Annotated in this window: 22 protein-coding genes; 10 read left to right on the forward strand and 12 right to left on the reverse strand. The window is 62.6% G+C overall.

Translation table 11 applies throughout. From position 1 onward, the window contains the following. Position 1: 1 nt before the first annotated feature. The 4 genes from M1E07_RS09850 to M1E07_RS09865 form a co-directional block, all read right to left on the reverse strand. Positions 2-931: a carbohydrate ABC transporter permease gene (locus tag M1E07_RS09850; protein WP_461190028.1), complete on the reverse strand. Its 930-nt coding sequence runs from the start codon at positions 929-931 to the stop codon at positions 2-4. Continuing rightward, positions 928-2,385, reverse strand: a complete 1,458-nt coding sequence (locus tag M1E07_RS09855; protein ID WP_461190029.1) for an ABC transporter substrate-binding protein — start codon at positions 2,383-2,385, stop codon at positions 928-930. The genes M1E07_RS09850 and M1E07_RS09855 overlap by 4 nt, the downstream gene beginning before the upstream one ends. Before the next feature lie 241 nt (positions 2,386-2,626). After that, positions 2,627-3,670, reverse strand: coding sequence for a LacI family DNA-binding transcriptional regulator (locus M1E07_RS09860; RefSeq protein WP_461190030.1), 1,044 nt, complete (start codon positions 3,668-3,670; stop codon positions 2,627-2,629). A 618-nt stretch (positions 3,671-4,288) separates the two neighbouring features. After that, positions 4,289-4,720, reverse strand: coding sequence for a universal stress protein (locus M1E07_RS09865; protein WP_461190031.1), 432 nt, complete (start codon positions 4,718-4,720; stop codon positions 4,289-4,291). Between the two features lie 272 nt (positions 4,721-4,992). Between M1E07_RS09865 and M1E07_RS09870 the strand changes: the two genes are divergently transcribed. Then, positions 4,993-6,336: a GntP family permease gene (locus M1E07_RS09870; RefSeq protein ID WP_461190032.1), complete on the forward strand. Its 1,344-nt coding sequence runs from the start codon at positions 4,993-4,995 to the stop codon at positions 6,334-6,336. Between the two features lie 303 nt (positions 6,337-6,639). Here M1E07_RS09870 and M1E07_RS09875 read toward each other — a convergent pair whose 3' ends face one another. After that, complete coding sequence (locus M1E07_RS09875; protein ID WP_461190033.1) at positions 6,640-6,918, reverse strand: hypothetical protein; 279 nt, start codon at positions 6,916-6,918, stop codon at positions 6,640-6,642. A gap of 283 nt (positions 6,919-7,201) precedes the next feature. Between M1E07_RS09875 and M1E07_RS09880 the strand changes: the two genes are divergently transcribed. From M1E07_RS09880 to M1E07_RS09915, 8 genes are all read left to right on the forward strand, one after another. After that, positions 7,202-7,351, forward strand: coding sequence for a hypothetical protein (locus M1E07_RS09880; RefSeq protein WP_461190034.1), 150 nt, complete (start codon positions 7,202-7,204; stop codon positions 7,349-7,351). A 685-nt stretch (positions 7,352-8,036) separates the two neighbouring features. Further along, the gene (locus M1E07_RS09885) at positions 8,037-8,630 is read left to right on the forward strand and encodes a lytic transglycosylase domain-containing protein (protein WP_461190035.1); all 594 of its coding nucleotides are present in this window, start codon (positions 8,037-8,039) and stop codon (positions 8,628-8,630) included. Between the two features lie 791 nt (positions 8,631-9,421). Further along, the gene (locus M1E07_RS09890; RefSeq protein ID WP_461190036.1) at positions 9,422-9,802 is read left to right on the forward strand and encodes a VOC family protein; all 381 of its coding nucleotides are present in this window, start codon (positions 9,422-9,424) and stop codon (positions 9,800-9,802) included. A 340-nt stretch (positions 9,803-10,142) separates the two neighbouring features. Next, positions 10,143-10,808, forward strand: a complete 666-nt coding sequence (locus tag M1E07_RS09895) for a maleylpyruvate isomerase family mycothiol-dependent enzyme (protein WP_461190037.1) — start codon at positions 10,143-10,145, stop codon at positions 10,806-10,808. Between the two features lie 217 nt (positions 10,809-11,025). After that, positions 11,026-11,589: a dihydrofolate reductase family protein gene (locus M1E07_RS09900; RefSeq protein ID WP_461190038.1), complete on the forward strand. Its 564-nt coding sequence runs from the start codon at positions 11,026-11,028 to the stop codon at positions 11,587-11,589. Between the two features lie 380 nt (positions 11,590-11,969). Next, entirely contained in the window at positions 11,970-12,629 is a 660-nt protein-coding gene (locus tag M1E07_RS09905) for a hypothetical protein (protein ID WP_461190039.1), read from the forward strand. A gap of 237 nt (positions 12,630-12,866) precedes the next feature. Then, entirely contained in the window at positions 12,867-13,463 is a 597-nt protein-coding gene (locus M1E07_RS09910) for a hypothetical protein (protein WP_461190040.1), read from the forward strand. 268 nt (positions 13,464-13,731) lie between these two features. Then, positions 13,732-14,202, forward strand: a complete 471-nt coding sequence (locus tag M1E07_RS09915) for a hypothetical protein (protein WP_461190041.1) — start codon at positions 13,732-13,734, stop codon at positions 14,200-14,202. A gap of 382 nt (positions 14,203-14,584) precedes the next feature. On the opposite strand, the gene M1E07_RS09920 is transcribed toward M1E07_RS09915, so the two are convergent. The 7 genes from M1E07_RS09920 to M1E07_RS09950 form a co-directional block, all read right to left on the reverse strand. After that, positions 14,585-15,781, reverse strand: coding sequence for an acyltransferase family protein (locus M1E07_RS09920; RefSeq protein WP_461190042.1), 1,197 nt, complete (start codon positions 15,779-15,781; stop codon positions 14,585-14,587). Positions 15,782-16,443: 662 nt separating this feature from the next. Continuing rightward, complete coding sequence (locus tag M1E07_RS09925; protein WP_461190043.1) at positions 16,444-16,833, reverse strand: four-helix bundle copper-binding protein; 390 nt, start codon at positions 16,831-16,833, stop codon at positions 16,444-16,446. A 273-nt stretch (positions 16,834-17,106) separates the two neighbouring features. Then, positions 17,107-17,451 (reverse strand): beta propeller repeat protein, encoded by a 345-nt coding sequence (locus M1E07_RS09930; protein WP_461190044.1) that lies wholly within the window; start codon positions 17,449-17,451, stop codon positions 17,107-17,109. Between the two features lie 260 nt (positions 17,452-17,711). Next, positions 17,712-18,347, reverse strand: a complete 636-nt coding sequence (locus M1E07_RS09935) for a DUF305 domain-containing protein (RefSeq protein WP_461190045.1) — start codon at positions 18,345-18,347, stop codon at positions 17,712-17,714. Positions 18,348-18,493: 146 nt separating this feature from the next. After that, a complete protein-coding gene (locus tag M1E07_RS09940) occupies positions 18,494-18,967 on the reverse strand; it encodes a hypothetical protein (protein WP_461190046.1) in 474 nt (157 codons plus the stop codon). An 82-nt stretch (positions 18,968-19,049) separates the two neighbouring features. Continuing rightward, the gene (locus tag M1E07_RS09945; protein ID WP_461190047.1) at positions 19,050-21,206 is read right to left on the reverse strand and encodes a copper-translocating P-type ATPase; all 2,157 of its coding nucleotides are present in this window, start codon (positions 21,204-21,206) and stop codon (positions 19,050-19,052) included. A gap of 56 nt (positions 21,207-21,262) precedes the next feature. After that, positions 21,263-21,580, reverse strand: a complete 318-nt coding sequence (locus M1E07_RS09950) for a heavy-metal-associated domain-containing protein (RefSeq protein ID WP_461190048.1) — start codon at positions 21,578-21,580, stop codon at positions 21,263-21,265. A 1,069-nt stretch (positions 21,581-22,649) separates the two neighbouring features. Between M1E07_RS09950 and M1E07_RS09955 the strand changes: the two genes are divergently transcribed. Then, the gene (locus tag M1E07_RS09955) at positions 22,650-23,975 is read left to right on the forward strand and encodes a BTAD domain-containing putative transcriptional regulator (protein WP_461190049.1); all 1,326 of its coding nucleotides are present in this window, start codon (positions 22,650-22,652) and stop codon (positions 23,973-23,975) included. Positions 23,976-23,988: the final 13 nt, after the last annotated feature.

Raw genomic sequence — 23,988 nt, forward strand, 5'->3', positions numbered from 1 at the left:
CTCACTGGTAGAAAACGAAGCGGCGGCTAAGGCGGAATTGCAGGGCGGTGACGGCAAGGATCAGCACGGTGAGTACCAGGCCTATGGCCGAGGCTTCGCCGAACTCCAGTTGCTGGAAGGCGGATTCAAAGATCACCATGACGGCTGTGCGGGTGGAATCCCCGGGACCGCCGTTGGTCAGGACGTAGGGCTGATCGAAGACCTGCAGGGCACTGATGATGGCCATGACAGAGGCGACGAGCACGGTGGGACTGATCAGCGGAAGAGTGACGTTGCTGAACTGTTTCCAGCCTGTGGCGCCGTCCAGGTTCGCTGCCTCGTGCAGTTCTTTCGGAATGTTGGTCAGCGCGCCGAGGAAGAGCAGGAAGGAGAACCCGAAGTTTTGCCAGACGTAGACCAGGACCACGACGGCGGCGGACGCCACGGGACTGGTCAACCAGGGCACTGCCGGGATCCCGATCAGGGACAGTAGCCAGTTCACGACGCCGAACTGTTCGTTGAACATGTACCGCATGAAAATGGACACCGACGCTGCGGACAGGACCAGCGGAAAGAAAAAGGTGGAGCGGAGGAATACCCTCAGCCAGGACGGCATTCGGGCCTGCAGCATGGACGCCAGGCAGAGGGCGATGCCCAGTTGAAGGATTACCGCGACGATGACGAACACGATGGTGTTCAGGAACGACACGCGAACGGTGGGGTCCTGTGCCAGCGAGGCGAAATTGGCGAAACCGACGAACTGCGGTGCTGAAATGATGTCCCAGCGGAAGAAGGCCAGGACCAGCGAGCCGATGATCGGCAGAAACGTGAACAGGGCCATCCCCAGCAATGTGGGGGCAAGGAAAATCATGGCCAGCCATCGTTCCACGAAGGAGCGGCGCGCGGCGGGTGGTTTCAGGCTTTGGTGTGGGGCGGCGGAAGTGGTGGTCATGAGTTTCTCCTCAGAGCAAGTTCGAGATCGCGCTGCAGGGTGCCCATCGCTGTCCGTACGCCGGCGGAGCTGCCGCTGACAGCGGTGGAAACATTTTTCATCAGGGCGGTCTCGACGGCGGCCTGCTGAGGTGGCGCGGGGATCGGACCGGAGGTTGGGAACCTGTCGAGGGTGTCGTAGAAGACTTTCCAATGTCGAGGCCCGGTGGCGGCGTAAAACGACTCGTTGACCATCGAACGGCGGGTGGGAGTGGTGTTGGGCTTGGGCATGGCCAACTGCATCGCTTCGCGGCTGGAACAGAACTTAACCCATTCCCAAGCAGCGTCCTTGTTTTTCGCCGTGCGCATAATCGCGTAGCCGGCAGCACCAAATTGATGCCGCTGGGTGCGCCAGCGGGGGAAGAACTGCACATCGAACTGATCGGCGGTCATGCCGGCGTCGTGCAGGCCCTGCGCCCAGTAACCACCTGCCGGTGTGGTGCCGATGCGGTTGTTGCCGAACAGGCCAACCAAGGCATTGCCGCCGCCGGATTCGGGACGCACGCCCAGTCCTTCGGCGACCAGTTCGCGCAGGTAGTCGAAGGTTTCGATAACGCGCCCGTCTTCGGCGTTGGGCGCCAGCCATTGATAGCCGCCGCCGCGCGTCGTGCGGGCCGGGTCGTTCGGATAAAAACGGTCCCACAGCCAGTCCCCGCCGGAGGCCTTGGTTTCGGTCAGGAAGCTGGTGTCGTTGGCGTACAGCCAGGGCACAACCCCGCCGAAAAGCCGGTTGGTCCAGTAGTACGGGGTGAAGTCGGCCGGGCGGGCCTTCCGCAGTGCCCGCAGGGTGGCGCTAAAGTCATCCTGCGTCCAATCATCCTTCGGCCGGTCAAGCCCGGCCTGGGCGAAGGTGGTGGTATTCAAATACATGTTCGCCGCGTTCCAGTCCAGCGGAAGCTGGTAAAGGCTTCCCTGGTACATGAAGGCTTCCAGCAGGCTCGGATGAACGTCGTCGAAGTAATCGCTCATATCGGCAGCGTCCCGGCGGACATATTCATCCAACGGCTCGGCGAGCTTGTCCGCGAACAACTGGGCGCCCTCGGTCGCAACGTAGACGACATCCGGAGGCGTTCCGGCGGCGACCATGGTGAGAATCTTGGAGAAGAAATCCTTCCAGTCCGCGCCCTGGATGGCCTGCACCTGCACCGGAATATCGGGGTGTGCGGCCGTAAACGCCTGGACCAGGCCCTGGCGGGCCGCCGCATCCGCTGCCGTTCCAAGGATGGCGATGTTCAGGGCCTTGCTGCCACGGCCCGGAATATCAGTCCCGATTAGTCGTGGCCAGGCTCCCACGGTGGCTCCGGCTACCGCGATGCCCGTAAGGCCCAGCAGGGAACGCCGGGTGAGTTGTGAAAGTCCGCTGGACCGCAGCGGCTGCGAAGGGGCTGGTTGCCCCGGTGTCTTCTCAGACGTCATTGTCGGCTCCTCCTAACACGTGTTAAGCAGATTAGGTGGCGAACCTAACACGTGTCAAGCAGTAGGATTTCGGCTTTCAGTTTCGACTGGATGTGTGGGGGATGAGGGTGGCGCTACCTGCAAGAGGAACCCCTTCAGGGGCTGATCCGGGCAGATGACTAGATCACTGGGAGGATAACTGGTTGTGCCTGCTGGATAAGGGTTCACCAGACGAGATGCTGATGGAAAGTGTCCCGCCTGGTTAAGCGGGCGGGACCGCTGCCGTGGATGACCGTTCGATGATCCGGCAGGGCATGTACACCGTTCCCGCTTCAGCGTTCCCTGCCGCCGGGGCTTTTCCTTCGACCGCATCCAACAGCATGGAGATCGCAGTCGCTCCGATTTCCATGTGCGGAAGCGCCACCGTGGTCAGGGCTGGAACTAGGTTGGCAGCGACGTGCTGCTGGTCGTCGTAGCCGACCACGGACAAATCCTGCGGTACGCGCAGTCCTGCCGCTGCGGCATACAGCAGAACGCCGGTAGCCACCCTGTCGTTAGAGCAAATGATCGCCGTCGGCCGGTCTCCGCCCCCCAGCACTGCGGCAGCGGCCCGGTACCCCTCATTAATGTCCCAGCCGGTCAGATGGACGCGCTGCTGATCAGGACCTAACCCCGCCCGTTCCATGGCCTCGCGGTAACCCTGTTCGCGCTGTGGAGCGGCCGGCGAGGTGAGGGTTCCGGTCAGCAGGGTGATGCGGCGGTGGCCCAATTCGATGAGCAGCTGTGCCGCGGCGCGTCCACCGTCCACCTCTGCCGGTACTACGGACCGCAGCCCGGAGGCAACATCAGTGCAATTAGCCAGAATACCCGGCAGGGTGAGCATCGCCGGCGGGGCCATGACTTCCCGCAGGCCCCCGGTGGCGTACATGATGCCGTCCACCTGCCGGTGCACCAACTGCTGCGCCACGGCGCCCTCGCGGGACATGTCATGCTCTGTATCCACAACCAGAACCATGTACCCCCGGGCCAGCGCGGTGCGTGAGGCGCCGCTGATCAGCCGACCGGCGAAAGGACTCGTGACAATCTCATCCGTAACGATGCCGATCGTTGATGTCCGCTGGTTGCGAAGGCTGAGGGCAACGGAGTTGGGCGTGTACTCCAGCTCCGCCGCAGCGCGGAGCACGCGCTCCTGGCGTTCCGCGGTGACGTTGCCGCGGCCCCTGCCGTTAAGCACCAGTGATACTGCACTGCGGGACACCCCTGCCCGCTGTGCCACATCCAGTGCCGTAGCTTTACGTTTGATCATGCCGATCCCCTTGCCTTTCGACTTAGCATACTAACTCGTGTGAGGTGAGCAGATGCCTTGTTCGGGTGCCCCTTTTTGCAGCAGCCAGGGCCCAACGAAATCGACAGGGTCACCCCTCCGGCACGGGTGCTAGTGGGCATGCAAGTATTTTGAGGCGCAGGCGCGCAGCCTTGAATTCAAAACGCGGAGAGCACTTTACCGCCGGCCAGGCAAACCCATGCTTGCTGATCACGCGGCCGGAACAGGGGCGAATTTGATCCACCATGGCTGGAGTCAATTCAGGTTGTCCCGGCTGTGGGCGCAGAATACTTCTTCACGGTTGAGCAGAGAACCAATTCCCACTGTTTCTGCAGTCCAGGCAAGGAGACGTTCGTCAGGTTGGGTGTACCCAAACGAAATGATCACAAGGCCGTGAAGCAGGTTCTCCGACTTCTCCGAGTGTGGCCCGGCCAGCAGGTCTGGTCCTACAGCGTTGTTCAGAAGGTCTGAATAGTTCGAAATCAACAGTTGCTACCCCTCGACCCAGCTCCCCACCTATGGGCCGGGCGGCGTCTTGGCGAGATGTAGGAATCCGTAAATGCAGGCCAGCTCAGCTGCAGTTTCCGCTTAGCCGGCGGATTACTGGTCTGTCTTTACAATCAACACGTCGCAGGGTGCATTGTGAGCCACGCTGCTCGCGACGCTGCCCAACACACGGCCGAGGCCCTTCATGCCGACGTTTCCCACAACCAACAGCCGGGCTCCGGTACGCGCCGCTTCCTCGACCAATGCCTCCTGCGGCTTGCCGCGAACAGCGGCGGGGCGGATGCTCAGATCGGGATGTTCCTCGCGCAGTTTAGCTGCAACCCGTTCCGCCATTTTTTGCGCCTTTTTGGCGTCATCAAGTATCCAGGTGTCGCTCCCGATCTTGATGGCCTCGGCACTTTCCTTGACATGTGCGCTGAGTACGGCGAGTTCTGCGTTGAGAGCCTCTGCGATGAGTGCCGCCTGGGACGCCGCTTTGAACGCACTGTTGCTGCCGTCCACTCCGACCATCACGATATTTGACATGATATTCCCTCCCGGGACGCGCCAATTGGGGGTCTTGACACTGCCGACCGGCCAGTATGAACTGGGTCAACTGGATTTAAAGCTACATCAACTGGTTTCCGTATTGGGCCGGTGTGCATTTTGCGGAAATGTGCAGTGTCCGTATTGATACCGCCGTCAACCTCGTCGTCGACGGTGAACGGCGGAGATCGATCAGTGCCAGAGTGAGGGAGGGTCGATGTGGCTACGGCGCCCAAGGACCCCGCCCTTCCCCTTATCGGCAGGAGCAGGCCATGATCGCCCTTCACACCGCGATAGCCATCGTCGTCATCATCCTGCTCATCATCAAGGTAAAGGTCGACCCGGTGATCTCGCTGATCATCGGCTCGCTCTACCTCGGCCTGGCTACCGGCGTCGGTTTCACGGGGACGATCGTGGCGATCGCCACCGGTTTCGGCGAAATCATGGGCGAGGTTGGCCTGCTCATCGGTTTCGGTGTGCTCATTGGGGCGATGCTCCATGCGATCGGCGCCTTCAAGAAAATGGTGACGATGCTTGTCAACGGTGTCGGCGCGCGCCGGCTCCCCTACGCGTTGACCGCGGCAATGTCAACAATTTTCCCCTCGATTTACGTGGACGTGCAGGTCGTGCTGGCCTCTCCGGTGGCGCGCTCCAGCGGCCCCCTAATAGGCCGGACCGGTTTGCCACACATGGCCGGTGCGCTCGGGACCGGGATTTTCGCCGGCTACGTTTTCGTGATCCCGGGACTGGCCGCGGTCTCCATCGCGGGCCTGATGAACATCCCGTTAGGCCTTTGGCTGATCTACGGCCTCATACTCGGGCCGCTGACCGCGATCGCCACAACCTTAATCTTCCGCTGGCTCTTGCGCGGGCGATATTGGAAAGCGGAAAGGGATGAAGAAGTCGACGACGCGATGGTTGAACTGGAGACTACCGAACTGGTCGAGAAGGACACCAGGACTCCTCCGCTGTTCGTCTGCATGCTGCCCATTCTCGTGCCGCTGGTGATGATTGCCTTTGGCGCCTTCGCGGAACTGTTCGGTTTCTCCAACGATTTCATCGCCTTTCTCGGTGACGCCAACTTCGCGCTGTTCGTCGGCCTGCTCGGTGCCTACGTGCTTTGCCGGCGCACTCTGGGCTCGAAGGGTACAGACACGGCCATGAGCGAAGGTTTCCACACCACCGGTGAGATCCTGCTCATCACCGGCATCGGCGGATCGCTGGGCGCCGTCATCGGGGAGACCGGGCTTGACACCATCCTGGCCGGCCTCTTCACGGCGGACGCATCGGCGCCGGTCATTCTCAGCATCTTGCTCGCATGGGTCATCGCCGCGGTGCTGCACCTGGCCATCGGGTCCGTGTCAGTGGCTGCCATCGCGGCCGCCGGGATCATCAGCCCGGTGATCGGGTCGATTAGCGTCCCGCCGATCGTCATCGGCCTCGCCATCGCTTCGGGTGCCATGTTCGCTCTTCAGGTCAACAGCAACTTCTTCTGGATGTTCAAGTCCCTGATCGGACTGTCCACTCAAGGGACGTTTAAGACGCTGACGATGGTCACTTCCATCGCCTCGGTGGTCTCGCTGCCGTTGGTTATGGCAGTGGCCCTCATCGCGTAGGGCAGGGTTGCGCGTGATTCCCAGACGGCTGTTCCTTAAGCCACTCCTTCAGTGCACCATGGTCTAACGAGGACCCGCCCCTGCCTCCCTCGTAGGGGTGGACCCGCCCCGCCTTCGCACATACACCGGTACTCAAACCATCGAGCTTGGTGCCCCGCCCGCAGAAGCTCCGTTGCGGTTCCCTGGATGGGGGTCTTGTCTATAGGAACATCTCCGCCGGCCGCCATAACGCTGGCCCGGGCGCAGCCAGTTTGGAGCTTGAGGTGGCCGCCAAGGGACAACTGCCCGAAGCAGCGACAGCTCCTAGGTGTAGAGGCCCAACACTGACATGACTGTGATGAGTAGCCCGAAGATTGCGATGGCGTAGCCGACTGCGAGGGATGCCCGTGCAAGCTGCCGCCCTTGGCCGCCGTCGAGATTGGTCTGGTTGAGGGCAACATGACCTGCCCCGACGGCGAAGACCGCCAGGACGGTGAAGCCGCCAAAGAAGAAGCCGGCTACTGCCACCGCGGCACAAGCCAGTGACACGATAGCCATACGGTTGTAGCCGGCCACTGCCGGTGAAGCTGCCGCTGCTGACATCCTATGAGCCCCCCGCCTTTGATCGTTTCGGTGAGTCTACTCCGCGCCGAGTGGTATGGCCGATGTCAATCCGACCAAGTCGATCTCGTATGGAATATCGATCTCAGCATAAGGAGCGGGGTGGATGTAGAGGCAATTCAGCCTATGGGCTTGACTAGTAGAAACATCTCCTCCGGCCGCCGATAAACGCTGACGCGGGCGCAGCACCAACAAAAGGGCAAGGGGCTGCCGCCGGGCTACAGTGAGAGTGCAACGGACACCACTCACGCCAGGGAGCAGCACGATGAGCCATGACTTCATTTTCACGGACGACGACGCCGTACCCGCTGACGCCACCCACGCCCAGGACATGCTGGAGCTATCCATGCTGACCATGCCCCAGGGTGCCTCCGTCGTGGACATCTCTTGGGAACAATCCCCGCTGGACCTATAACTTTCCGCAGCGACGACGCTGACACCACAGTCCCTCACGGGACTGACGTCCCTTTGATCGCTGAGGCGGGCGAAGCGGTAGGCGGGGTCGGAGCCGAGGGCGAGTTGGAGAAACTTATGGGCTTTGCTGCCTTGTCCTTCCCCCCAGTTGATGTAGCCGATGGCTGTCAGGACCGGCGACCGCTTTGGTCTCTGCCCGATTTGCCGGACCGGCGCCGGGGGCGAAAACTTCACCAGCCAGTGTGGACATGTTGAGCTGGAAAGTTCTTGTTGCCGGGGTCGGCGCGGTAGCGCCCAGATTGTGCGGAGGACCCGCCCAGCGATCTTGGGATATATCAGAATGACAAGCAGCGATACAGCTTCCACTTGTTCATCCAAGTGCGGAGATCAGGCGGGGTGACTTCTGCCGGGAATGAGCTATTGGATTAAGAAGATTCCGTGCGGCGAGTCACCGCGGAGGCGCAAACGAACTGGCCGGCTACGCCCTTGATCAACGGTTGCTGGGGTTTGGATGGTTTGATTGGTCGGTGCTCGGTCTCAGACGTCTCGTTGTTTTTGTCCTGTTTGCGGTTTTTGTCACCACAGGGTTCTTGTTCTGGGTCCTTGGCCAACCGGGCGCGGATGCCCGTCGTGTCGTTTCTCCACCGCCGCGAGCAGGGGCCGAGCTCGAAATGCTGTCCTCTGGCATGACCACCGCCGTGAACGTCACCAGAAGTCCGGACGCCCAGTGGGTTATCCGGGCTGCCGGGCAGACAGGGATCCCTGAACGTGCACTGCGGGCGTATGTTGCCGCGGCTGCGACGGTAAATGATTCCGTTCCCGGCTGCGGCATCGGTTGGAACACTCTGGCGGCTGTCGGTTTCGTCGAAACAGCACACGGGACGTACGGCGGCGGCAGCCTGACCGCCGAGGGGCAGGTGAGCCGCTCGATTGTGGGCCCGGCTCTCAACGGTGCCGGATTCGCCGCGATCGCCGACACGGACGCCGGTGCCCTGGACGGGGACGCACGCTGGGACCGTGCTGTGGGTCCGATGCAGTTCATCCCCGCTACGTGGCGGCTTGTTGGGCGGGACGGGAACGGGGATGGAACGGCGGACCCGTTCCATATCGACGATGCCGCCGTCAGTGCGGCGGCATATCTGTGTGCCCATGGCCGTGATCTCACAACCGCGGAAGGGTGGACCGATGCCATTTACGCCTATAACCAATCCGATGCCTATGTTGGGCAAGTTCGTGACCACGCCACTGAATACGCCGCGAACACTGGCACCGGGGGATGAGTCCGCGGGTTGATAGCCCATGGTCCCTTGCGCAGGGTGAAACGAGGGATCTCTTCAGGCGGCAGCAGCAGGTTCGGAGAGTGCGGCTTGCCCCTATCTTGGAGCAGTATCAGATATTGCGCTTCAGCCCAGGCTGCGGAGGTGCCCTCGCTTAGGGTGCCTGATCCAAAGCCGATGCCCGATATGGGCCAAGAGAGTGTGTACATGGGAGCTTCAAGAGAACTGGACCCAGGAACAGGACGCCCAACGTAAGGATATGTCCAGGGAATCCCGCATCCGCATGACACAGCTGGCCGACCAGCTCGAACGTGAACCTGAGTATCGGCGCGGAATAACCCATATACGCGTCTCCATCGCGAAGACCCTTCTGGAACCGATGCTGCAATCCAACGAGGGGGGGCTACGTGACCACTCTCATCCTGCAAGAGTCGAGCCGTCTCGTCCGCGATGACGCACAGGCCGAATACGCGGAGCTTCCTGATCAAGCAGTCGGGCGGATACTCAAAGCTGAGAGCATGATGCGGCGATGGGCACCGGCTGCTATAAGGGCGAACTGCTGTATGCCGGCATCATATTGCTGTCCTCTTCGCCCGTTCTTCGTGGCGTCCATTAAAGTGGCCTTACAGCATCGCCAAAGGGCCCGCCGACTGGCCAACTCGCTGCCACTTTCGGTCCTCTGCGCAGTTCCGCAGACGGTGATCATGCTGTCCGCCCACACCGCAATCGCCAATCCAAACGAGTACTTCTAGAGTGGGTTTTCGGGCCGCCAACAAATCCAGTAAGTTCTTGTCATGACCGGACCCGTGGGACAACTTGCATCCATCTCTCTTGACTGCCCTGATACTGACATTCTGGCGACGTTCTATTCCCGTCTACTCGGTCTTGAGGAGGCTTTCGCTACTCCGGACCGCGGCGTTGTTGCACTCTCTGGAGCAGGGCCGATGCTTACGCTGATGCGGGTGAACAGCTACGTTCCGCCGTCCTGGCCCGAAGGCCCGCAGCATCAGCAGCTCCATTTGGATGTGGCCGTTGCGGAACTGGATTCGGCAGCCGCAGCAGCTGTCGAGTTAGGCGCTCGGGCCGCCGAGCATCAGCCTTCGCCGGAACAATGGCGCGTACTGCTGGACCCAGCAGGCCACCCGTTCTGCCTCACGGCCGTCAGACCGGAATAGCCGGCGGATTGGCCGCGGCTGGAGATTCGGGGAGTCGGCGGCCCATTTTGGCGGACCCGCGATGCCAGCTAACTGCCAGTACAATCCGAGCATGGGTCACGACCAAGGCTTTTGCTGCATTCGCCGGCCTTCTGGTTGCTGCAATTTCGCTGGCCGCTGGGTGGTTGAACGGAAACGTCCCGATACCGTCGGTCCTCGCTGCTGCGCTGGTCCCCGGAATCGCAACTTTCCTGGCAATGAGCAAATTGGGTGCAAGGGGTTCCGGATAGCCCATCATTCACATTCGGGCCGCGATATAGAGGACATTGCGTTACCGAGAACGCACCGGGGAAGGAAGCGCATGCGCAAGGCAGCAGCAGTGGTCTGGCGGACCGTCCACTCTGAGAGACGGCTGCTCACCGCAGATCTTTCCGAACTGCCCGACGAACAATGGCGCCGCCCCTCCCTCTGCCCAGGATGGGATGTCCACGATGTCCTGGCGCACCTGGTGGACACGGCGCGAACCGGCCGGCTCTCCTTCGTCCGGGACCTGCTAACGGCACGCATGGACTTCGACCGCGCGAACGAGAACGGCATCGCCCGAGAGAAGCGGCAGGACCCACAGGACACGATCAACGCATTGAGGGAAGCTGCCGACCTCACGCGAACGCCGCCGGCGAACCTCGCAACACGCCTGGTCGAGGCAATCGTGCACGGCGAGGACATCCGCCGGCCCTTGGGCATCGCTGGAAGTTACCCGGAACCGGCGGTCGTTCAGGCCCTTACCTACCAGCTGCGCACTCCTGTCTCCTTCGGCGGAGGACGCGAGCGTGCCGCAGGACTTCGGCTGATCGACCGGAAGAGCGGGACGGCCTGGGGCCAAGGAGCCGACGTCGAAGCTGATCCGCTTGATCTGCTGCTCGCGGTTTCCGGGCGTCGCGTGGACCGGAAGAGCCTCAAAGGCAGCGGAGCATCCCGCCTCGCAGCCGCAGCGACGTCGGCTGCACATGAATTGCGTCAACGATGAGAAGTGTCCGGAGTGAGATGGCGACATGGCACAAAATCCGCTCATGGGGACAGGATGTAGCGCCGTTCCGGTCGGCCTGACGAGTTGCGGACTTTAATGTCAGTCATCTTGGTCTGATAGGCGTGGTGGTCAACTGGCCCTCGTGTGGCTTGACCGATGACTTTTCCGCGCCGTGCTGGTCTGTACAACGGATACCGGCTCACGGGAGACTGACGCCATGCGTAACCTGACTTTCGGCATGAACCTGAGCCTGGACGGCTACATCGCCGCGCCCGGCAACGACCTTGGCTGGAGCGTACCGAGCGAGGAGCTGTTCCAGTGGTGGTCAGACCGAGTGGGGACGACGAGCCTGGCGCTGTACGGGCGCAAACTGTGGGAGACGATGAGCTCCCACTGGCCGACCGCCGACCAGCAGCCTGGCGCCACACCGGCGCAGATCGAGTTCGCCCGCCGCTGGCGGGACATGCCGAAGGTGATGTTCTCTTCGACGACCAGCACGGTCGATTGGAATACCAGCCTGGTCACCGGCGACGCGGTTACCGAGATCACCCGGCTCAAGGCCGGCGACGGCGGCCCCATGGACATCGGCGGTGCCACACTCGCCGCGGCGGCCATGCGGGCGGGGCTGATCGACGAGTACGCAATCGTCACACATCCGGTCCTGGTGGGCGGCGGCACGCCGTTCTTCACAGCCCTGGACAACTGGGTGAACCTGAGCCTGGTGGAGAACCGGACGTTTCCTGACGGAGTGGTCCTGACCAGGTACGAGACAAGGCGCTGAGTGCCGACGTCGAATCAACGGGGGTTTCGAGCCACCCAAGCTCGCGGAGCTGTTCCGAGGCAATCGTGGCGTTCCTGCTGGATCCGGTTCTTCACCGCAGACGATCCGTCCGAACCGGGATCCTCTCCCGCCAAAGCCGTGGGCCGCTGCAGTACCTCCCGCCGATCAGGATGCCGGCCAGGGCGCCGTAAGCCCACGCATAGGGAAGACCCATCTGGTCTGTGGCATCGCCCCACGAACCCCAACACGAAGAAAACAACGGGCAGGCCCAGCATGATGAGACCGTTCCTGATTGCAGCGACGGCGGGAACCGAAAGAGAGCCCAGCCCGCAATTGCCTCAGCGCGGGCGCGGTTCCAATGAATGTGTTTAAATCGATCCATGCGCGAACCCGTGGATCAGCCCGTTCCCTTCCCCGCCAGCGTGCCCGTACATACCCTCGATCACTGCCTCTCCCCTGAACTGGCCCGGGTGAGTCCACCGAACGCACCGTCCCGGTTGCGGCAACTGGCGGACGCCCAGGGCACCTTGGCGGCAGGCTGGAGCAGCGCGATCGCCGGCGGACCCGTTCTGGCCCTGGCAGGCGCGTTCTTCTCAGCCATGTCAGGAAACCCCGTTGCAGTGTTGGTCCTCGGTCCACTGGGTGCCGCCCTGATGATGCTCGGCCTGTCCTCGTGGAAGCGGGTAAGGGCTTCACTGCCAAATACCAACAGAGCCCTCATCACACACGGCCCTGGATCGGCCCGGGGCGGCATCATCATGGTGTCGGTGCTGGCGGTTGCCCTGGGCGGGATCCTGTCCACGTTCCTGCCGTCGGCCGCTACAAGGGGCAACGCCACGGTCGTGACACTGGTCGGCGCCTTCCTGCTTATTCTGGCCCTCCTGGTGGCCTGCATATTGGTCCCTTCGGCGGTGATGGGACGGGCCCGGCAGTCCTTCCGGCGAAGGGTGCAGGAGAACCATGTTCTCCGCGCGGCGGTCGAGGACGATCTGGCCTCCTGGCGCGACCCCTACGGCAACGCAGGTTATGGGCCGCTCTAGGCGTCCGTCTACCAAACGTCTCCCCCTTGTTACGCGCCCTAATATTGGTCCTCAGGACAGCGTCCGCCAGGGACAGGGCCGGTGCCCGCGAGAAGGCTTCCTGTAACGGTATTCTGTTGGGTTTGCCCGTGATCGCACCTCTTTTGTTGAAAGCGACCGGACTCGGGTGGGGAGTGGGCTTCTGGAACCGGCACCTGTGGACTCTTGGTTGGGCAGTACCTACACTCAGCCATGCCCGTGACCGGCCCAGCCGTCTCTGCCGCGGTGCTGCTCGTCATTGGGGCGGGACTGGCGTTACTGGCTGTGCTGGTCCACTACGAATTCATGAGGATATACGGCGATGTCAGCGGTACCGCGTCCGAAGGGCTGACCTGGGGGTTGACGACCGGCCCCTCCGGATTGGCGTTTGGTCTGGTCGCGGTGGTTGCCATGATCGGCTTCATGCTCTCGACACGACGGTTGATGCGGCTGACGGCCGTGGCCATCCCGGTCCTCATGCTGACCGGGATGTTCGCTGTCACGCCCTCGGCGCTGGCTCAGCGGCTTGAGATGCAGTTCGACTCGACCCCGAAATGCGTGACCGAGGGCACGGACGAGCCCATGGCCACCGCAGCCCGTGAATCCCAGCAGGCGTTCGACTCCATCGAGCACATCGGGTTGTCCAGTGGTGGCGGCATGAACGGTGTCGCCAGCTGTACCCGGGGGTTTGTGCTCTCAGGAGGCGTCGATGTTTTCAGCACTATCGTGCAGCGCTGCCAGCGGCGGGCTGGCAAGTGGTCGAGGATGACGGGCGCTAGCTGCGGGCGCACCTTGATGGCCGGGCGTTCGATGTGATGCCCTGCCCCGTACGCGGTGTCATCTGGGCAGGAAGCGACGTCGTCCCCTCATACGGACAGGGGAGGCCTGAGCTGGCGGGCAATGAAATTTGTCCACACGACCTCTGAAACCATGAGTAAGGCGTTTGCCTAGGTGGGGCGCCCTCACCAGTTATCGGCTAGGGGCCATCATGCTTAGTCGTCTCGCAGGTCCAGCGTTTCGAGACGGAAAGGCTTCGCGACGCCGCGTATGCTTACCCGGATCCACTTCATAGACAGGACAGACCATGGTCTACGACCGTGAGCGTGAGCGGCGTAACGATGCCGTGTATGCCGAACACAAGAGGGCTGTTGCCGCCGGTGAGAAGCGCGTGCTCCGCACGACCAGCACCGGCGAGCTCCACAGCTACCCCGGTGATGAGATCGGCTTCACGCCCGGTCGTGGCCAGGCGCAGGTTAGCACCTGGTGGGGGATGGGAATCATCTGCGCCATCTCTGGAGCCGGATTCATCGTCGGCTGCTGGCTGTTTCAGCGCCCGTTGTGGGATGGTGAGGGACCCTTTTGGGGTGCTTTGTGGGTCATAGGACTTGCAGGATTTATGTGCTGGTACGCCTTTACACTCTCGCGTGACGAGTACCGCGCCACCCAACTCCGCAAGCGGCGCGGCTCCCCGAAACCCGGCTCCAGCGGCAGGGTCGACATCGATCTCCTAGAGCTGGGCCAGAAACGTCCCGACTGGTCCGACACCTCCCGATAGGATTCGATCAATGTTTTCGCTTCGGATCCGCATGTTTTCGTGCCTTCCCTGTGATTTGCAAGCGGGGAATGCAGTTTGGGTCCCACCTCGGGCGTAACAGACGTCCTCGTCAGTGGGGGGTTGATCCAACGTGTGTGCAAAGCTTGCGGTTGCGCCCCTTTGACGCTGGTGCACGGGCCGTGGCCTGGCCGTGTGTGGGGTGGCGGGGGTCAGTGTCCTGGCTAGTGGGCCCTCCGCAATCCTCATTCCGCTTACGTATGTATCCTCCTATCCGATGGTTTCCTCTTTTGGGACGACAGGTCGTTGGTGCTCCCGAAAACTCGGGATGTTGAAACGACCACTGGAACTTAAGGACCTACCGCCGTCATCCGCTCTTGCTTCGTTATTTGTCCGGCCAGAGCCGCGGAGTCCGCTTAGCGGCTACGTCCTCGGCCCAGCCGATAGTGAGGAACGCGATGGCGAGCAGCAGCCAGATGCCGGCGAACAGGGTCCACTCGCTTTCCAGCAGCCAGGGCATGGTCTCGCCAAGTTGGTCGTTGTCGTAGAGCCTGTCGATGATTGTGTAAGTGACCGTCAGCAGCAGGGTATGCCAGAGATAGATGGTGACTGCCCTGTTGTTGATTAGCGTGACTGGCTTGTCGAGGAGCCTGATCGGCCGCGGCAGCGACTTCCAGGATGGTGAGATCCGCAGGAGCATCGCGCAGAACCCCAAGGCCCACAGGCCCTCTGCACCGGGAATGTTGTTCAGGTCCCAGCCCGTGTCATAAAGGTTGGGTGCGGCCCAAAGGAGGCCAAGCGCCATGAGCGCCGGTCCGGATGAGAAGACCACCCGTCGGGGGATGCTGCGCAGCATGCCGGAGTAGTGGGCGAAGCCGAGAACCCAGCAGGAGCCGTAGGTGGCGAAGTCGCTGACGCCACTTTCGGCCCAGGTGGGCAGCGTCACCCATTCGGCGGCGATGGGCACCATGATGCCGAGCGGCGCCGCCAGCGTAATCCACGGCAGGCGGTGAAACGCCGCTAGCAGCAGGGGAGACAAAAGCATGAACCAGAAGTACGCGCGGATGTACCAGAGGATGACTCCAGCCTCGTGGGCCCAGATGCTATCAAGCAGGCCCTCGTCAGAACCAATGCTATCCGGGAAGGGCGGGTCGCCGAGCGGGATGAACCACAGAAGCATTTCGGCCCAGGAGCGGCCCTCTTCCTGGTCCGGGCTCCAGCCCTGCCAGACCAGGAGAAACAGAACTGTGGCGCTGTAGACCCACAGGGGCAGCAGTAGGCGCCGGGTACGGCTTTTCAGAACACCCAAGGCAGGCCGCTCGAGGGAGCGCGCCATCAGGGATCCCGCGAGGGCGAACATGACGCCCATGGAAGGGAAGACCAGACTCAGCCAGGCTACGCCGGTGAAGGTATGGTAGGCGACAATCCGGATCAGGGCCATCGCGCGCAGCAGGTCCAGGTACCGGTCGCGCCCGAAATGGTCTGGGGCGGGATGGTCCGGCGTTAGAAGGTTGGGTCCGGCGTCACGTCCAGGTGCGGTGGCCGGCGGCGCGGGATTTGTGCTGACTATCGGTTTCTCCATCGCCTGGTCCCCTTGCCGTTGCCTGCAGTCCCTGAACGGCGGGCGCAGGAGACGCTACCGTCAAACCGGACCCGACGTTATCAGCGGCTGCGTCCCAAAACACCGGTAGCGAGTACTCGAATTTTCGGTGGGGGGCACGTGTGCAGATGCGCCAGCAGCAGGGCGGTGGCCAGGGCGGTTATCACTAGCTTGATCAGGACCCAGTAGTGCCGGAACAGGCCCCAGACCGTGCCGAGGCCCTGAATGATCCCGAGATGAGAGAGGCCAGGCTTAGCGGAAAGATGATCATCCAGCCGACAAAATTCATGCTCAGGTAGGCCGCAGGCACCAGTTGCGCGTCAGGGGACGTCAGCCCGGCGATGGCCAGGAGGAGGACACGCAGGACGGGCTCAGAAACACCTGAAGGATTTCCTCGCAGAGCTCATTCGAGAGGGCGCGGAGGCGACAGTGTTCCGCGCGGACGTTGCCCCGGATGAGCTTGCAGCTTTCTGTCTCCATGCCCTTGGGGCTGCAACTGTAATGACTTCACATGAAGCTGTGCTCAGGCTGGTCAAAGTCACCGTGGACGCAATGCAGCCGCCTCAACTGTCGGGCGCCTAGTGTGAAGGCCCGCGCTGTGGCGGGCCTTCACATAATGGTTCCGCGGAATGGTCAGGCTCTAGTCAGCCGAGGGAAGTGAGGAGTTCATTACAGGCTGTCTCGCAGCGCCGGCACGCCTCGGCGCAGATCCTGCAATGCTCGTGCATGCCTGCGTGCTGTTCGCATTCATCGCCGCAGGCCTTACATACGGTGGCGCAGGCCTGGAGCACGGCGCGGGTGACGTTGGCATCGTAACCGGTGTGGCGGGAAAGGATGTTGCCCGTCGTGGCGCAAATGTCCGCGCAGTCCAGATCGGTGCGGATGCACTTGGTCAGCTCGGCCACCATGTCCTCGCTTAGACATGCATCAGCGCAGGCAGTACATGCTTGCGAACAGTCAAAACAGGCTGAGATGCATTCCGTCAGTTTGTGCCGGTCGATGCCGCCGAGGTCCTTTGGGTAGGCGTCGAGCATTGTGTGAGTGGTCTCGTGGGACATTTTGCGCTCTCTCTTCCAAGGGTTGACTAGTTGGAGAATGATGTTCCGGACCGCATGAAGTTTTGTTTGTGGTGCCCGGCCCTCTGTTTTTCTAGGCCTCCTTTTCACTCGTCGTTGCGCTGCTATGCACCCCAGTATGGCTAGTCTTTGCCGGAAGGGAACCCCCTTTCTATCCAAGGGACCGGCTTTGGAGGCCGCAAACCCTTGTGGTGTTCATTGGGGTTAGGGGCCCGGAACAAAAAGCCGCCATCAGTGGATACGACGAGCCCTTCGGTGGTGGGGTCCCAGATCAATGGTTTGCCTTCTGTGGACTGAATCGTCGGGTTCGACGCCGAAGACCTCGGTGCCGCTGGCGAACGCGACGAATTGGATAATGGGGGCGGTCGTGTTCAGTTGCCAGGTTTTCCCGCCATCGGTGGATCGTTGAAGCCCTTCGCGGGTGGTGGCAAGAACAGTGTCAGTTTCGGGGCTGCCGGCCAGAACGGCTGGTACGAACGCGGCGCTGGCAGCGGTCCAGGTTTTCCCGTCGGAGCTGGTTTGAAGTGTTCCGTCGTAGGCGACGATTCCGGATTTGACTGTAGCGGTGAAGCCCATCAGGTCGTTGGAGCCACCGATCCGGGTGGCGGGGGATTTGGTGACGTCGGACAGGCCTCCACGGGTGGCCAGCTTTCGCGGTTCACGCTCAGGCCGTGGACATGGGAGCTAAAAAGACCGGCAGCCGCCGTGAGTCCAGCGGCGGGACGGCCTGGGGTGATGAGATGCAGGGGCACGGGGAACTCCACGGTGGTCCGGGAAATGGGTTTAGGAGGAGGCGCCGGCCCCAGGGGACGGGGCCGGCGCCGATGATGTGCTGGCTACAGGGTGGCCAGCAGGTCTTTCATTTCCTCGATTTCTGCTTCCTGGGAGCTGACGATGTCCTTGCTGAGCTGGATCGCGTCAGCGTTTTTTCCATCGGTGGTTTCGGTCTTGGCCATCTCGACGGCGCCTTCATGGTGGGCAATCATCTGGGTGAGGAACAGTTTGGCGCCCTCGGTGCCTTGTGCGGCCTCGAGTTTGGCCATGTCGTCCTCGCCCATCATCCCGGACATGCTGTGGCCCGAGGGCATGCTAGTGGGCATTTCGGTGGGCTGGCCCCAGCTTTGAAGCCAGCCGGTCATTTTCTCGATCTCGGGTCCCTGGGCCGCTTTGATCTTGGTGGCGAGGTCGGTCACCGAGGCTGGAATGCCTTCCTTCTTGAGCATGATGTCGCTCATGGACACGGCCTGGGCGTGGTGCGGGATCATCATCTGCGCGAACATGGTGTCCGCGTCATTGAACTCAGCCGAAGCTGCCGGGGCCGAGCTTGATGCCGTGCCGGAGCTGCCGTGGTGGGCACCGGACGTTGCGCTCGTCTCCGGGCTCCCGGCGGCGCCCGGCCCGCTGGGGGAACACCCGGCGAGGGCGATGGCGGCGGCGACGGCGGCAGCGGAAATGGACAGGGTCTTCTTCATGAAAATCAGGGTCCTCTAAAGTATCAGCGGCGCGTGGCGCCTTGTGGTGTTCCGTGCAGTGACGGCCCCGCCCCGCGGGGCGGGGCCGTTCGATGCGTGCTGGCAGGCGGATTGCGCCGGGCAGGACATGGCGCAGGAGTGCTGGTTTACGTCCGGCTGATGCAGAGGTCACCGGGGGAGGGGCTGCCCGGTGCGTAGGAATATTTGGTGCCCGCTGCGGCCGCGACACCGAAGTCCGGCAACGCGTACGGCGCTGTTCCCGGCGGGGGTGCTGAGAAGGAGGTGTTTCCTGGAGAGAGCACGCAGGCGGCGTCCATGGCAGACATCTCGTGGCAGGTTCCCGCGGCCGAGCAGGAGGAGGGTCCCGATGCCGTTTCTGCGACTATTACCGGGTGCGGGGACGGGACCGCCTCGTGGCCGGTCTGGCCGCCCGGGGTGCTGAGCACCTGTGTGATGACGGTGTCCGCAGGTGCCGTAGGCATGTTGTGGGCACCGGTCATGTGGTGCGCGCCGGTCATGATGTGCATGCCGAGGATGCCGGCGATGATGGCCAGCGCTGCCAGCAGGAAGCCTGCGCGGAGGAGGGAATCGGTGAGATGGCGGCGGGATGCTGCGGTCATAACGTTTTCCTCCCTTCGTGCAGGTTGTTCAGAGTCTTAAGCCTACTGGCAGGGGTTTTTCCTGCCGGTCAAAGCTTCTTGTTCAACGTACCTGGGAGGGATTGAGTTTCACCCTCCGCAGCAGTTGGGCGTTCAGTGCCACCACAATCGTGGATACGGACATCAGCACGGCAGCGGCTGCCGGGGACAGAGCGACCCCGGCGAAGGCCAGGACACCGGCCGCCAAGGGAACGGCGAGGATGTTGTAGCCGGTGGCCCAGATGAGGTTTTGCCACATTTTCGCGTAGCTGGCCCGGGACAGGTCCACCATGGACAACACCGCACGGGGATCATTGCCGGCCAGGACAACCCCGGCTGATTCCATCGCCACATCTGTGCCAGCGCCGATGGCGATGCCGACCTCAGCCCGGGCCAGGGCCGGGGAGTCGTTCACCCCGTCACCGACCATCGCGACCTTCAACCCCCTGATTTGCAGCTCGGCGACCTTTTTGTCCTTGTCCGCCGGGAGGACTTCGGCGAACACCTCATCGATGCGAAGGTCCTCGGCCACTGCTTGGGCGACCTGGCGGGCGTCCCCGGTGATCATGGCCACCTTGACGCCGCGCTTCTGCAACGCCGCGACAGCCCGGCGGGATTCGGGACGGATCCTGTCCTCCAGGCTGACCGCCCCCAGCACCTGATCCCCATCGATGACGTGCAGCACGGCCGCACCGCGGCTCATCCAGGTACGGGTGGATTGCGCCAGCGCGTCGGGCTCGGAGATGCCGAGTTCACGCAGCAGAGCAGGCCCGCCAACATGGACGGTGCGGCCATCAACGGTGGCGCGGACACCCCGTCCGGTCAAGGAACTGAAATCAGTTGCGTGCAGGATCCTCAGGTTCCGCTCCCGGGCCGCCCGGACGATGGCCCGGGCCACGGGGTGCTCACTGTCGGACTCCGCCGCGGCAGCAAGTGCCAGCAGCGCATCCGCGTCCTCACCGGGCGCCGTCGTGATGTCCTTCAGGTCCGGCTCGCCCGTGGTGAGGGTGCCGGTCTTATCGAACAGGACGACGTCGATGGTGCGCATGCGCTCCAGAGCCATCCGGTTCTTGATCAGCACCCCGGCGCGGGCTGCCTGCTCGGTGGAGATGGCGATGACCAGCGGAATGGCCAGGCCCAGGGCGTGCGGGCAGGCGATCACCAGAACGGTGACGGTCCGGGTGACAGCCTCCGGGACACTGCCAAGCAGCGTCCAGGCGATGAAGGTGATGACGCCCGCGCCGGCGGCGAAGTAGAACAGGAACGCCGCCGCCCGGTCAGCCAGAGCCTGGGCCTTGGAAGAGGACGCCTGCGCTTCGGCCACCAGCCGCTGGATGCCAGCCAGCGCCGTATCATCACCAATGGCAGTGACGCGCACCCGGACGCTGTTATCCGTCGCGACGGTTCCGGCCACGACAGTGTCCCCGGGGCCCCGGGGAACGGTTTTGGATTCGCCGGTGATCATTGACTCGTCGAACTCGGCCTGACCGTCCACTACCGTTCCGTCAGCGGGCATCCGTGCCCCGGAGCGGACCAGGACAGTGTCGCCCTCGCGGAGCTCAACAACCGAAACAGTTTCGGTGCCGGCATCGGTGATGCGTTCTGCCTCATCGGGAAGGAGCGCGGCGAGGGCATCCAGTGCCCCCTGCGCCGAGCCAAGGGCCCGCATCTCAATCCAGTGGCCCAGCAGCATGATCGCTACCAGCAGCGCCAGCTCCCACCAGAAGTCCAGATCGAACCCGCCGATGCCAAGGCTGGTGACCCAGGACGCGGCGAACGCAACGCTGATGGCCATCGCGATCAGCAGCATCATCCCGGGCCGCCGGTCCTTCAGTTCCTGCCATCCGCCTTTGAGGAACGGTTGTCCGCCGTAGAGGAAGACCACCGTGCCCAGGACGGGCGGTATCCAGGTAGAACCGGGGAACATCGGCGCCATGTAACCCAGGATGTGCCCGACCATCGGGCTGAAGTAGACGACCGGGACGGACAGGGCAAGAATCAGCCAGAACCTGTTCTTGAACATGGCGGTGCTATGCCCGGCATGTTGGCCGTGGCTGTGCACGGCGTGGTCATCCTGCCCGCCGTGGCCCTGGCTGTGGCTGTGCTCGATAATCGTGACGGTGTTGGCGGACACAGGGGAAGGGCTGGGGGATTCGGTGGCGGGCGTATGTAGGCGGTTGTGGCCGGCACGGCCACCGTGATGCTGGGTGTGGTCTTCCATGATTCCTCCTTCGAGAGGAAACTCCGCGTCCTCCATGCGAGGGGAGGCTGAAGAGGTCAGTTACTGATGAGTGTGTAGCCGGCGGAGGTAACAGCCTCACGCACAGCGGAACTATCGGCTTTGCCGCCGACAACCAGACGGGAACGGCCGCCCGGGACGAGGTCAACAGAGGCCGACTCCACACCCTCAAGGGCGGACACGGCCTTCTCGACGCTCTGCACGCAATGTCCGCAGGTCAAGCCTTCAACAGCGAACTCAACGGCACCCGCGCTGCCTGCCGTGGAAGGGTCGGAGGAGGCTCCGGTTGAGCAGCAGCCGCAACCCGTAGCGGCTGAAACGAGGGGCAGTTCAATCCGGTTTTCAGATGCACACATGTCAGTTTCCATTCCTTGACGAAGGTTCGATGGGCGCTGGGGTTGAACGGCTGTGGAGGCGGTGCGGGGCACCTGCCGGGACATACCACTTCACTGACAACACCCTCAATATACCCCCTAGGGGTATCGACTGGCAAGAGCGAGATTCAAGATCCCGGACACTGCATTATGCAAGGGGGACAAATTTTGTTGCTCTTGTGACATCACGGCGAAAGGCCACTCCTCCGGGACTCCGAAGGCCAGGAAGAGCAGATGGGCCGAGTACAGGGTTGGCGTCATGTCCGGCCGGCACCAGCACGGCGAGGCCGCTCGAACCGGCCGCCGGGGCGCGTATTGACGAAATATCGGAGCCGACGGCGCGGACGGGCCTTGTGGCCCGCTACCCCTGGACGTCAGCCTAGCCAAGCGACACGACTGGTGGCGAACAACAAGGGCGGACGGGCCCTGGCTCATGCCTGGCTGGTCAGCCGGCGCCGTCGACTACGACGGCGTTCACCTCACCGTCCCCCGGCTATCTCACGACCGCCGGGGGATTCCTCCGCGTCGGACATTCCGGAACAGTCCTGGCAGGTTGGAACCTAGACGAGACCTACCGGCTCAACGACGTTCTCCGTTCCGGCGCGGCCCCCGGAGAGTGGTACAGCCACGCATCCCAACCGCCCACACGGGCGGGCAACACCTAGGCGAACTAGTCCAGTGAACGTGCGAAGGAGACATAAGAAGCGACATTTACTGTAACGCTGCGGTGCTTCTTCCCCATTCGCCCGCTTCTGAGAACTCCGTTGCCATGGCGAAACGCCTGAACACCGGTACCACCTAGGTTTTCACAACGTCTGAAACCTATCCTGAACCTGCGGCGGTTTCACCAGCGGAAACACTTCCGGGGAGGTTTCTTTCCCACTTTGCTGCCGGGTCTGGCCCCAATAGGAAACCGGGTAAACGGCTGCTGAATCAAGTACCCGACAGAGCCTGGCCCTGGAAAAGCGAGTACTGACCACTGTTGTTGGCGTTTTATTCCACCCCTTGAATGGGAACCAAGCAGTACTGGACTACTTGGGGGATTCCTTTCGTGATTACTTTTGACGTGGTGAACGAGACAGCGGATGCAGGTTTCGTTCCGGGAGCGGCGCCGCAGGCACCGGTGCTTCAGATTTCGGTTTTCGGCCCATTGACGATTCGACGCGGCGACATGGAGCTGAGCGCCAAAGACCTGGGCGGACCGAAGCCACGTCAGGTGCTGGAAATTCTTTTGATGAATTTTGGTTCGGCGGTGTCGAAGACACGGCTTATTGATTTGCTGTGGGCCGGCAACCATCCGGCCGTTGCACTGCCTACCCTTGAAAGTTATGTCAGCGTCCTCCGGCGCCGCCTGCAGCCAGGTACGGGGCGGTCTGGTCCCCTGCGGACGGTTAATGGTGGCTATGCCATAGACCGGTCGCTGGTGGAACTGGATCTGGACCGGTTCGAGACCTTGACCAAAATGGCCGGCCAGGCGGAGCCGCGTATGGCGCTGGCACTGCTGACGGAGGCACTTGACCTGGCCTCCGCTCCGCTGCTCGGGGACGAGCTGCTACCGGCCTGGGCGGAGGAGGAGCGGGCAGCACATGCAGCGCGAGTGGGTTTTGCCCGCGTTTTGGCTGCAGAGACTGCGCTCGCCGTGGGGGAAGCAGGCAAGGCTGTTGCCTGGGGCGGTGCGGCGGTGAAGGAAGATCCCCTCAATGAACGGGCATGGACGGCGTTGATTCTGGGGTTGGAGCGCAACGGCGAGAACACCGAAGCCCTGCGGGCTTATGACCGCTGCCGCAGAATCATTGACCAGGAATTGGGTTGCGCTCCTGGACCAGCTCTAAGGGAGGCACAAAGCCGGCTCCTGAGGAGCACCGCGGCAACTTCTGGGCCAGCGGACATCCGTGTCACCCTTTCCGTCGTCGCGGGAGGCCGTTCCATCGCCCCCGCAGTGTCCAAGAAGCCAGCAGAATGCCTGCGGATCCTGATCGTTGATGACCACACCACGTTTTCCGAGTTGTTGACCCGAGCGCTGGATCGGGAGCCGGACCTGCAAAGTGTAGGAGTGGCGAAGTCAGTCGCATCCGCAGTGATGATGTTTCAGGACCTAAGGCCCGATGTGATCCTCATGGATCTGCACCTTCAAGACGGCTCCGGGCTCAAGGCTGCCGAGCGCATCCTCTCGGAAGCGCCGGAGTCCAGGATCGTTATGCTGACGGGCAACCCTTCGCAGGAAGCGCTGCGTGAGGCCGCCCGCATGGGTATTTGCGGATTCCTTCCCAAGGACGGTGCCCTGGGAGTCATGTTGGATACGCTCAGGCACGCCCACGTTGGCAGCATGATCGTCAATCCATCCCTGCTGGCGAGCTGGGGCAGCGCCGCAGCGTGATCTCACCATCGGC

This window comes from Arthrobacter sp. Z4-13, from assembly GCF_054792705.1.

What these genes read in the sequence shown, in the direction of transcription:
- M1E07_RS09865 (WP_461190031.1), bottom strand. Translation starts at nt 4,720, where the DNA reads ATGTCAAATATCGTGATGGTCGGAGTGGACGGCAGCAACAGTGCGTTC.
- M1E07_RS09920 (WP_461190042.1), bottom strand. Translation starts at nt 15,781, where the DNA reads ATGGAGAAACCGATAGTCAGCACAAATCCCGCGCCGCCGGCCACCGCA.
- M1E07_RS09885 (WP_461190035.1), top strand. Translation starts at nt 8,037, where the DNA reads ATGACCACCGCCGTGAACGTCACCAGAAGTCCGGACGCCCAGTGGGTT.
- M1E07_RS09935 (WP_461190045.1), bottom strand. Translation starts at nt 18,347, where the DNA reads ATGAAGAAGACCCTGTCCATTTCCGCTGCCGCCGTCGCCGCCGCCATC.
- M1E07_RS09850 (WP_461190028.1), bottom strand. Translation starts at nt 931, where the DNA reads ATGACCACCACTTCCGCCGCCCCACACCAAAGCCTGAAACCACCCGCC.
- M1E07_RS09950 (WP_461190048.1), bottom strand. Translation starts at nt 21,580, where the DNA reads ATGTGTGCATCTGAAAACCGGATTGAACTGCCCCTCGTTTCAGCCGCT.
- M1E07_RS09945 (WP_461190047.1), bottom strand. Translation starts at nt 21,206, where the DNA reads ATGGAAGACCACACCCAGCATCACGGTGGCCGTGCCGGCCACAACCGC.
- M1E07_RS09875 (WP_461190033.1), bottom strand. Translation starts at nt 6,918, where the DNA reads ATGTCAGCAGCGGCAGCTTCACCGGCAGTGGCCGGCTACAACCGTATG.
- M1E07_RS09925 (WP_461190043.1), bottom strand. Translation starts at nt 16,833, where the DNA reads ATGCTCGACGCCTACCCAAAGGACCTCGGCGGCATCGACCGGCACAAA.
- M1E07_RS09880 (WP_461190034.1), top strand. Translation starts at nt 7,202, where the DNA reads ATGAGCCATGACTTCATTTTCACGGACGACGACGCCGTACCCGCTGAC.
- M1E07_RS09860 (WP_461190030.1), bottom strand. Translation starts at nt 3,670, where the DNA reads ATGATCAAACGTAAAGCTACGGCACTGGATGTGGCACAGCGGGCAGGG.
- M1E07_RS09870 (WP_461190032.1), top strand. Translation starts at nt 4,993, where the DNA reads ATGATCGCCCTTCACACCGCGATAGCCATCGTCGTCATCATCCTGCTC.
- M1E07_RS09890 (WP_461190036.1), top strand. Translation starts at nt 9,422, where the DNA reads ATGACCGGACCCGTGGGACAACTTGCATCCATCTCTCTTGACTGCCCT.
- M1E07_RS09905 (WP_461190039.1), top strand. Translation starts at nt 11,970, where the DNA reads ATGCGCGAACCCGTGGATCAGCCCGTTCCCTTCCCCGCCAGCGTGCCC.
- M1E07_RS09895 (WP_461190037.1), top strand. Translation starts at nt 10,143, where the DNA reads ATGCGCAAGGCAGCAGCAGTGGTCTGGCGGACCGTCCACTCTGAGAGA.
- M1E07_RS09915 (WP_461190041.1), top strand. Translation starts at nt 13,732, where the DNA reads ATGGTCTACGACCGTGAGCGTGAGCGGCGTAACGATGCCGTGTATGCC.
- M1E07_RS09855 (WP_461190029.1), bottom strand. Translation starts at nt 2,385, where the DNA reads ATGACGTCTGAGAAGACACCGGGGCAACCAGCCCCTTCGCAGCCGCTG.
- M1E07_RS09940 (WP_461190046.1), bottom strand. Translation starts at nt 18,967, where the DNA reads ATGACCGCAGCATCCCGCCGCCATCTCACCGATTCCCTCCTCCGCGCA.
- M1E07_RS09930 (WP_461190044.1), bottom strand. Translation starts at nt 17,451, where the DNA reads ATGGGCTTCACCGCTACAGTCAAATCCGGAATCGTCGCCTACGACGGA.
- M1E07_RS09900 (WP_461190038.1), top strand. Translation starts at nt 11,026, where the DNA reads ATGCGTAACCTGACTTTCGGCATGAACCTGAGCCTGGACGGCTACATC.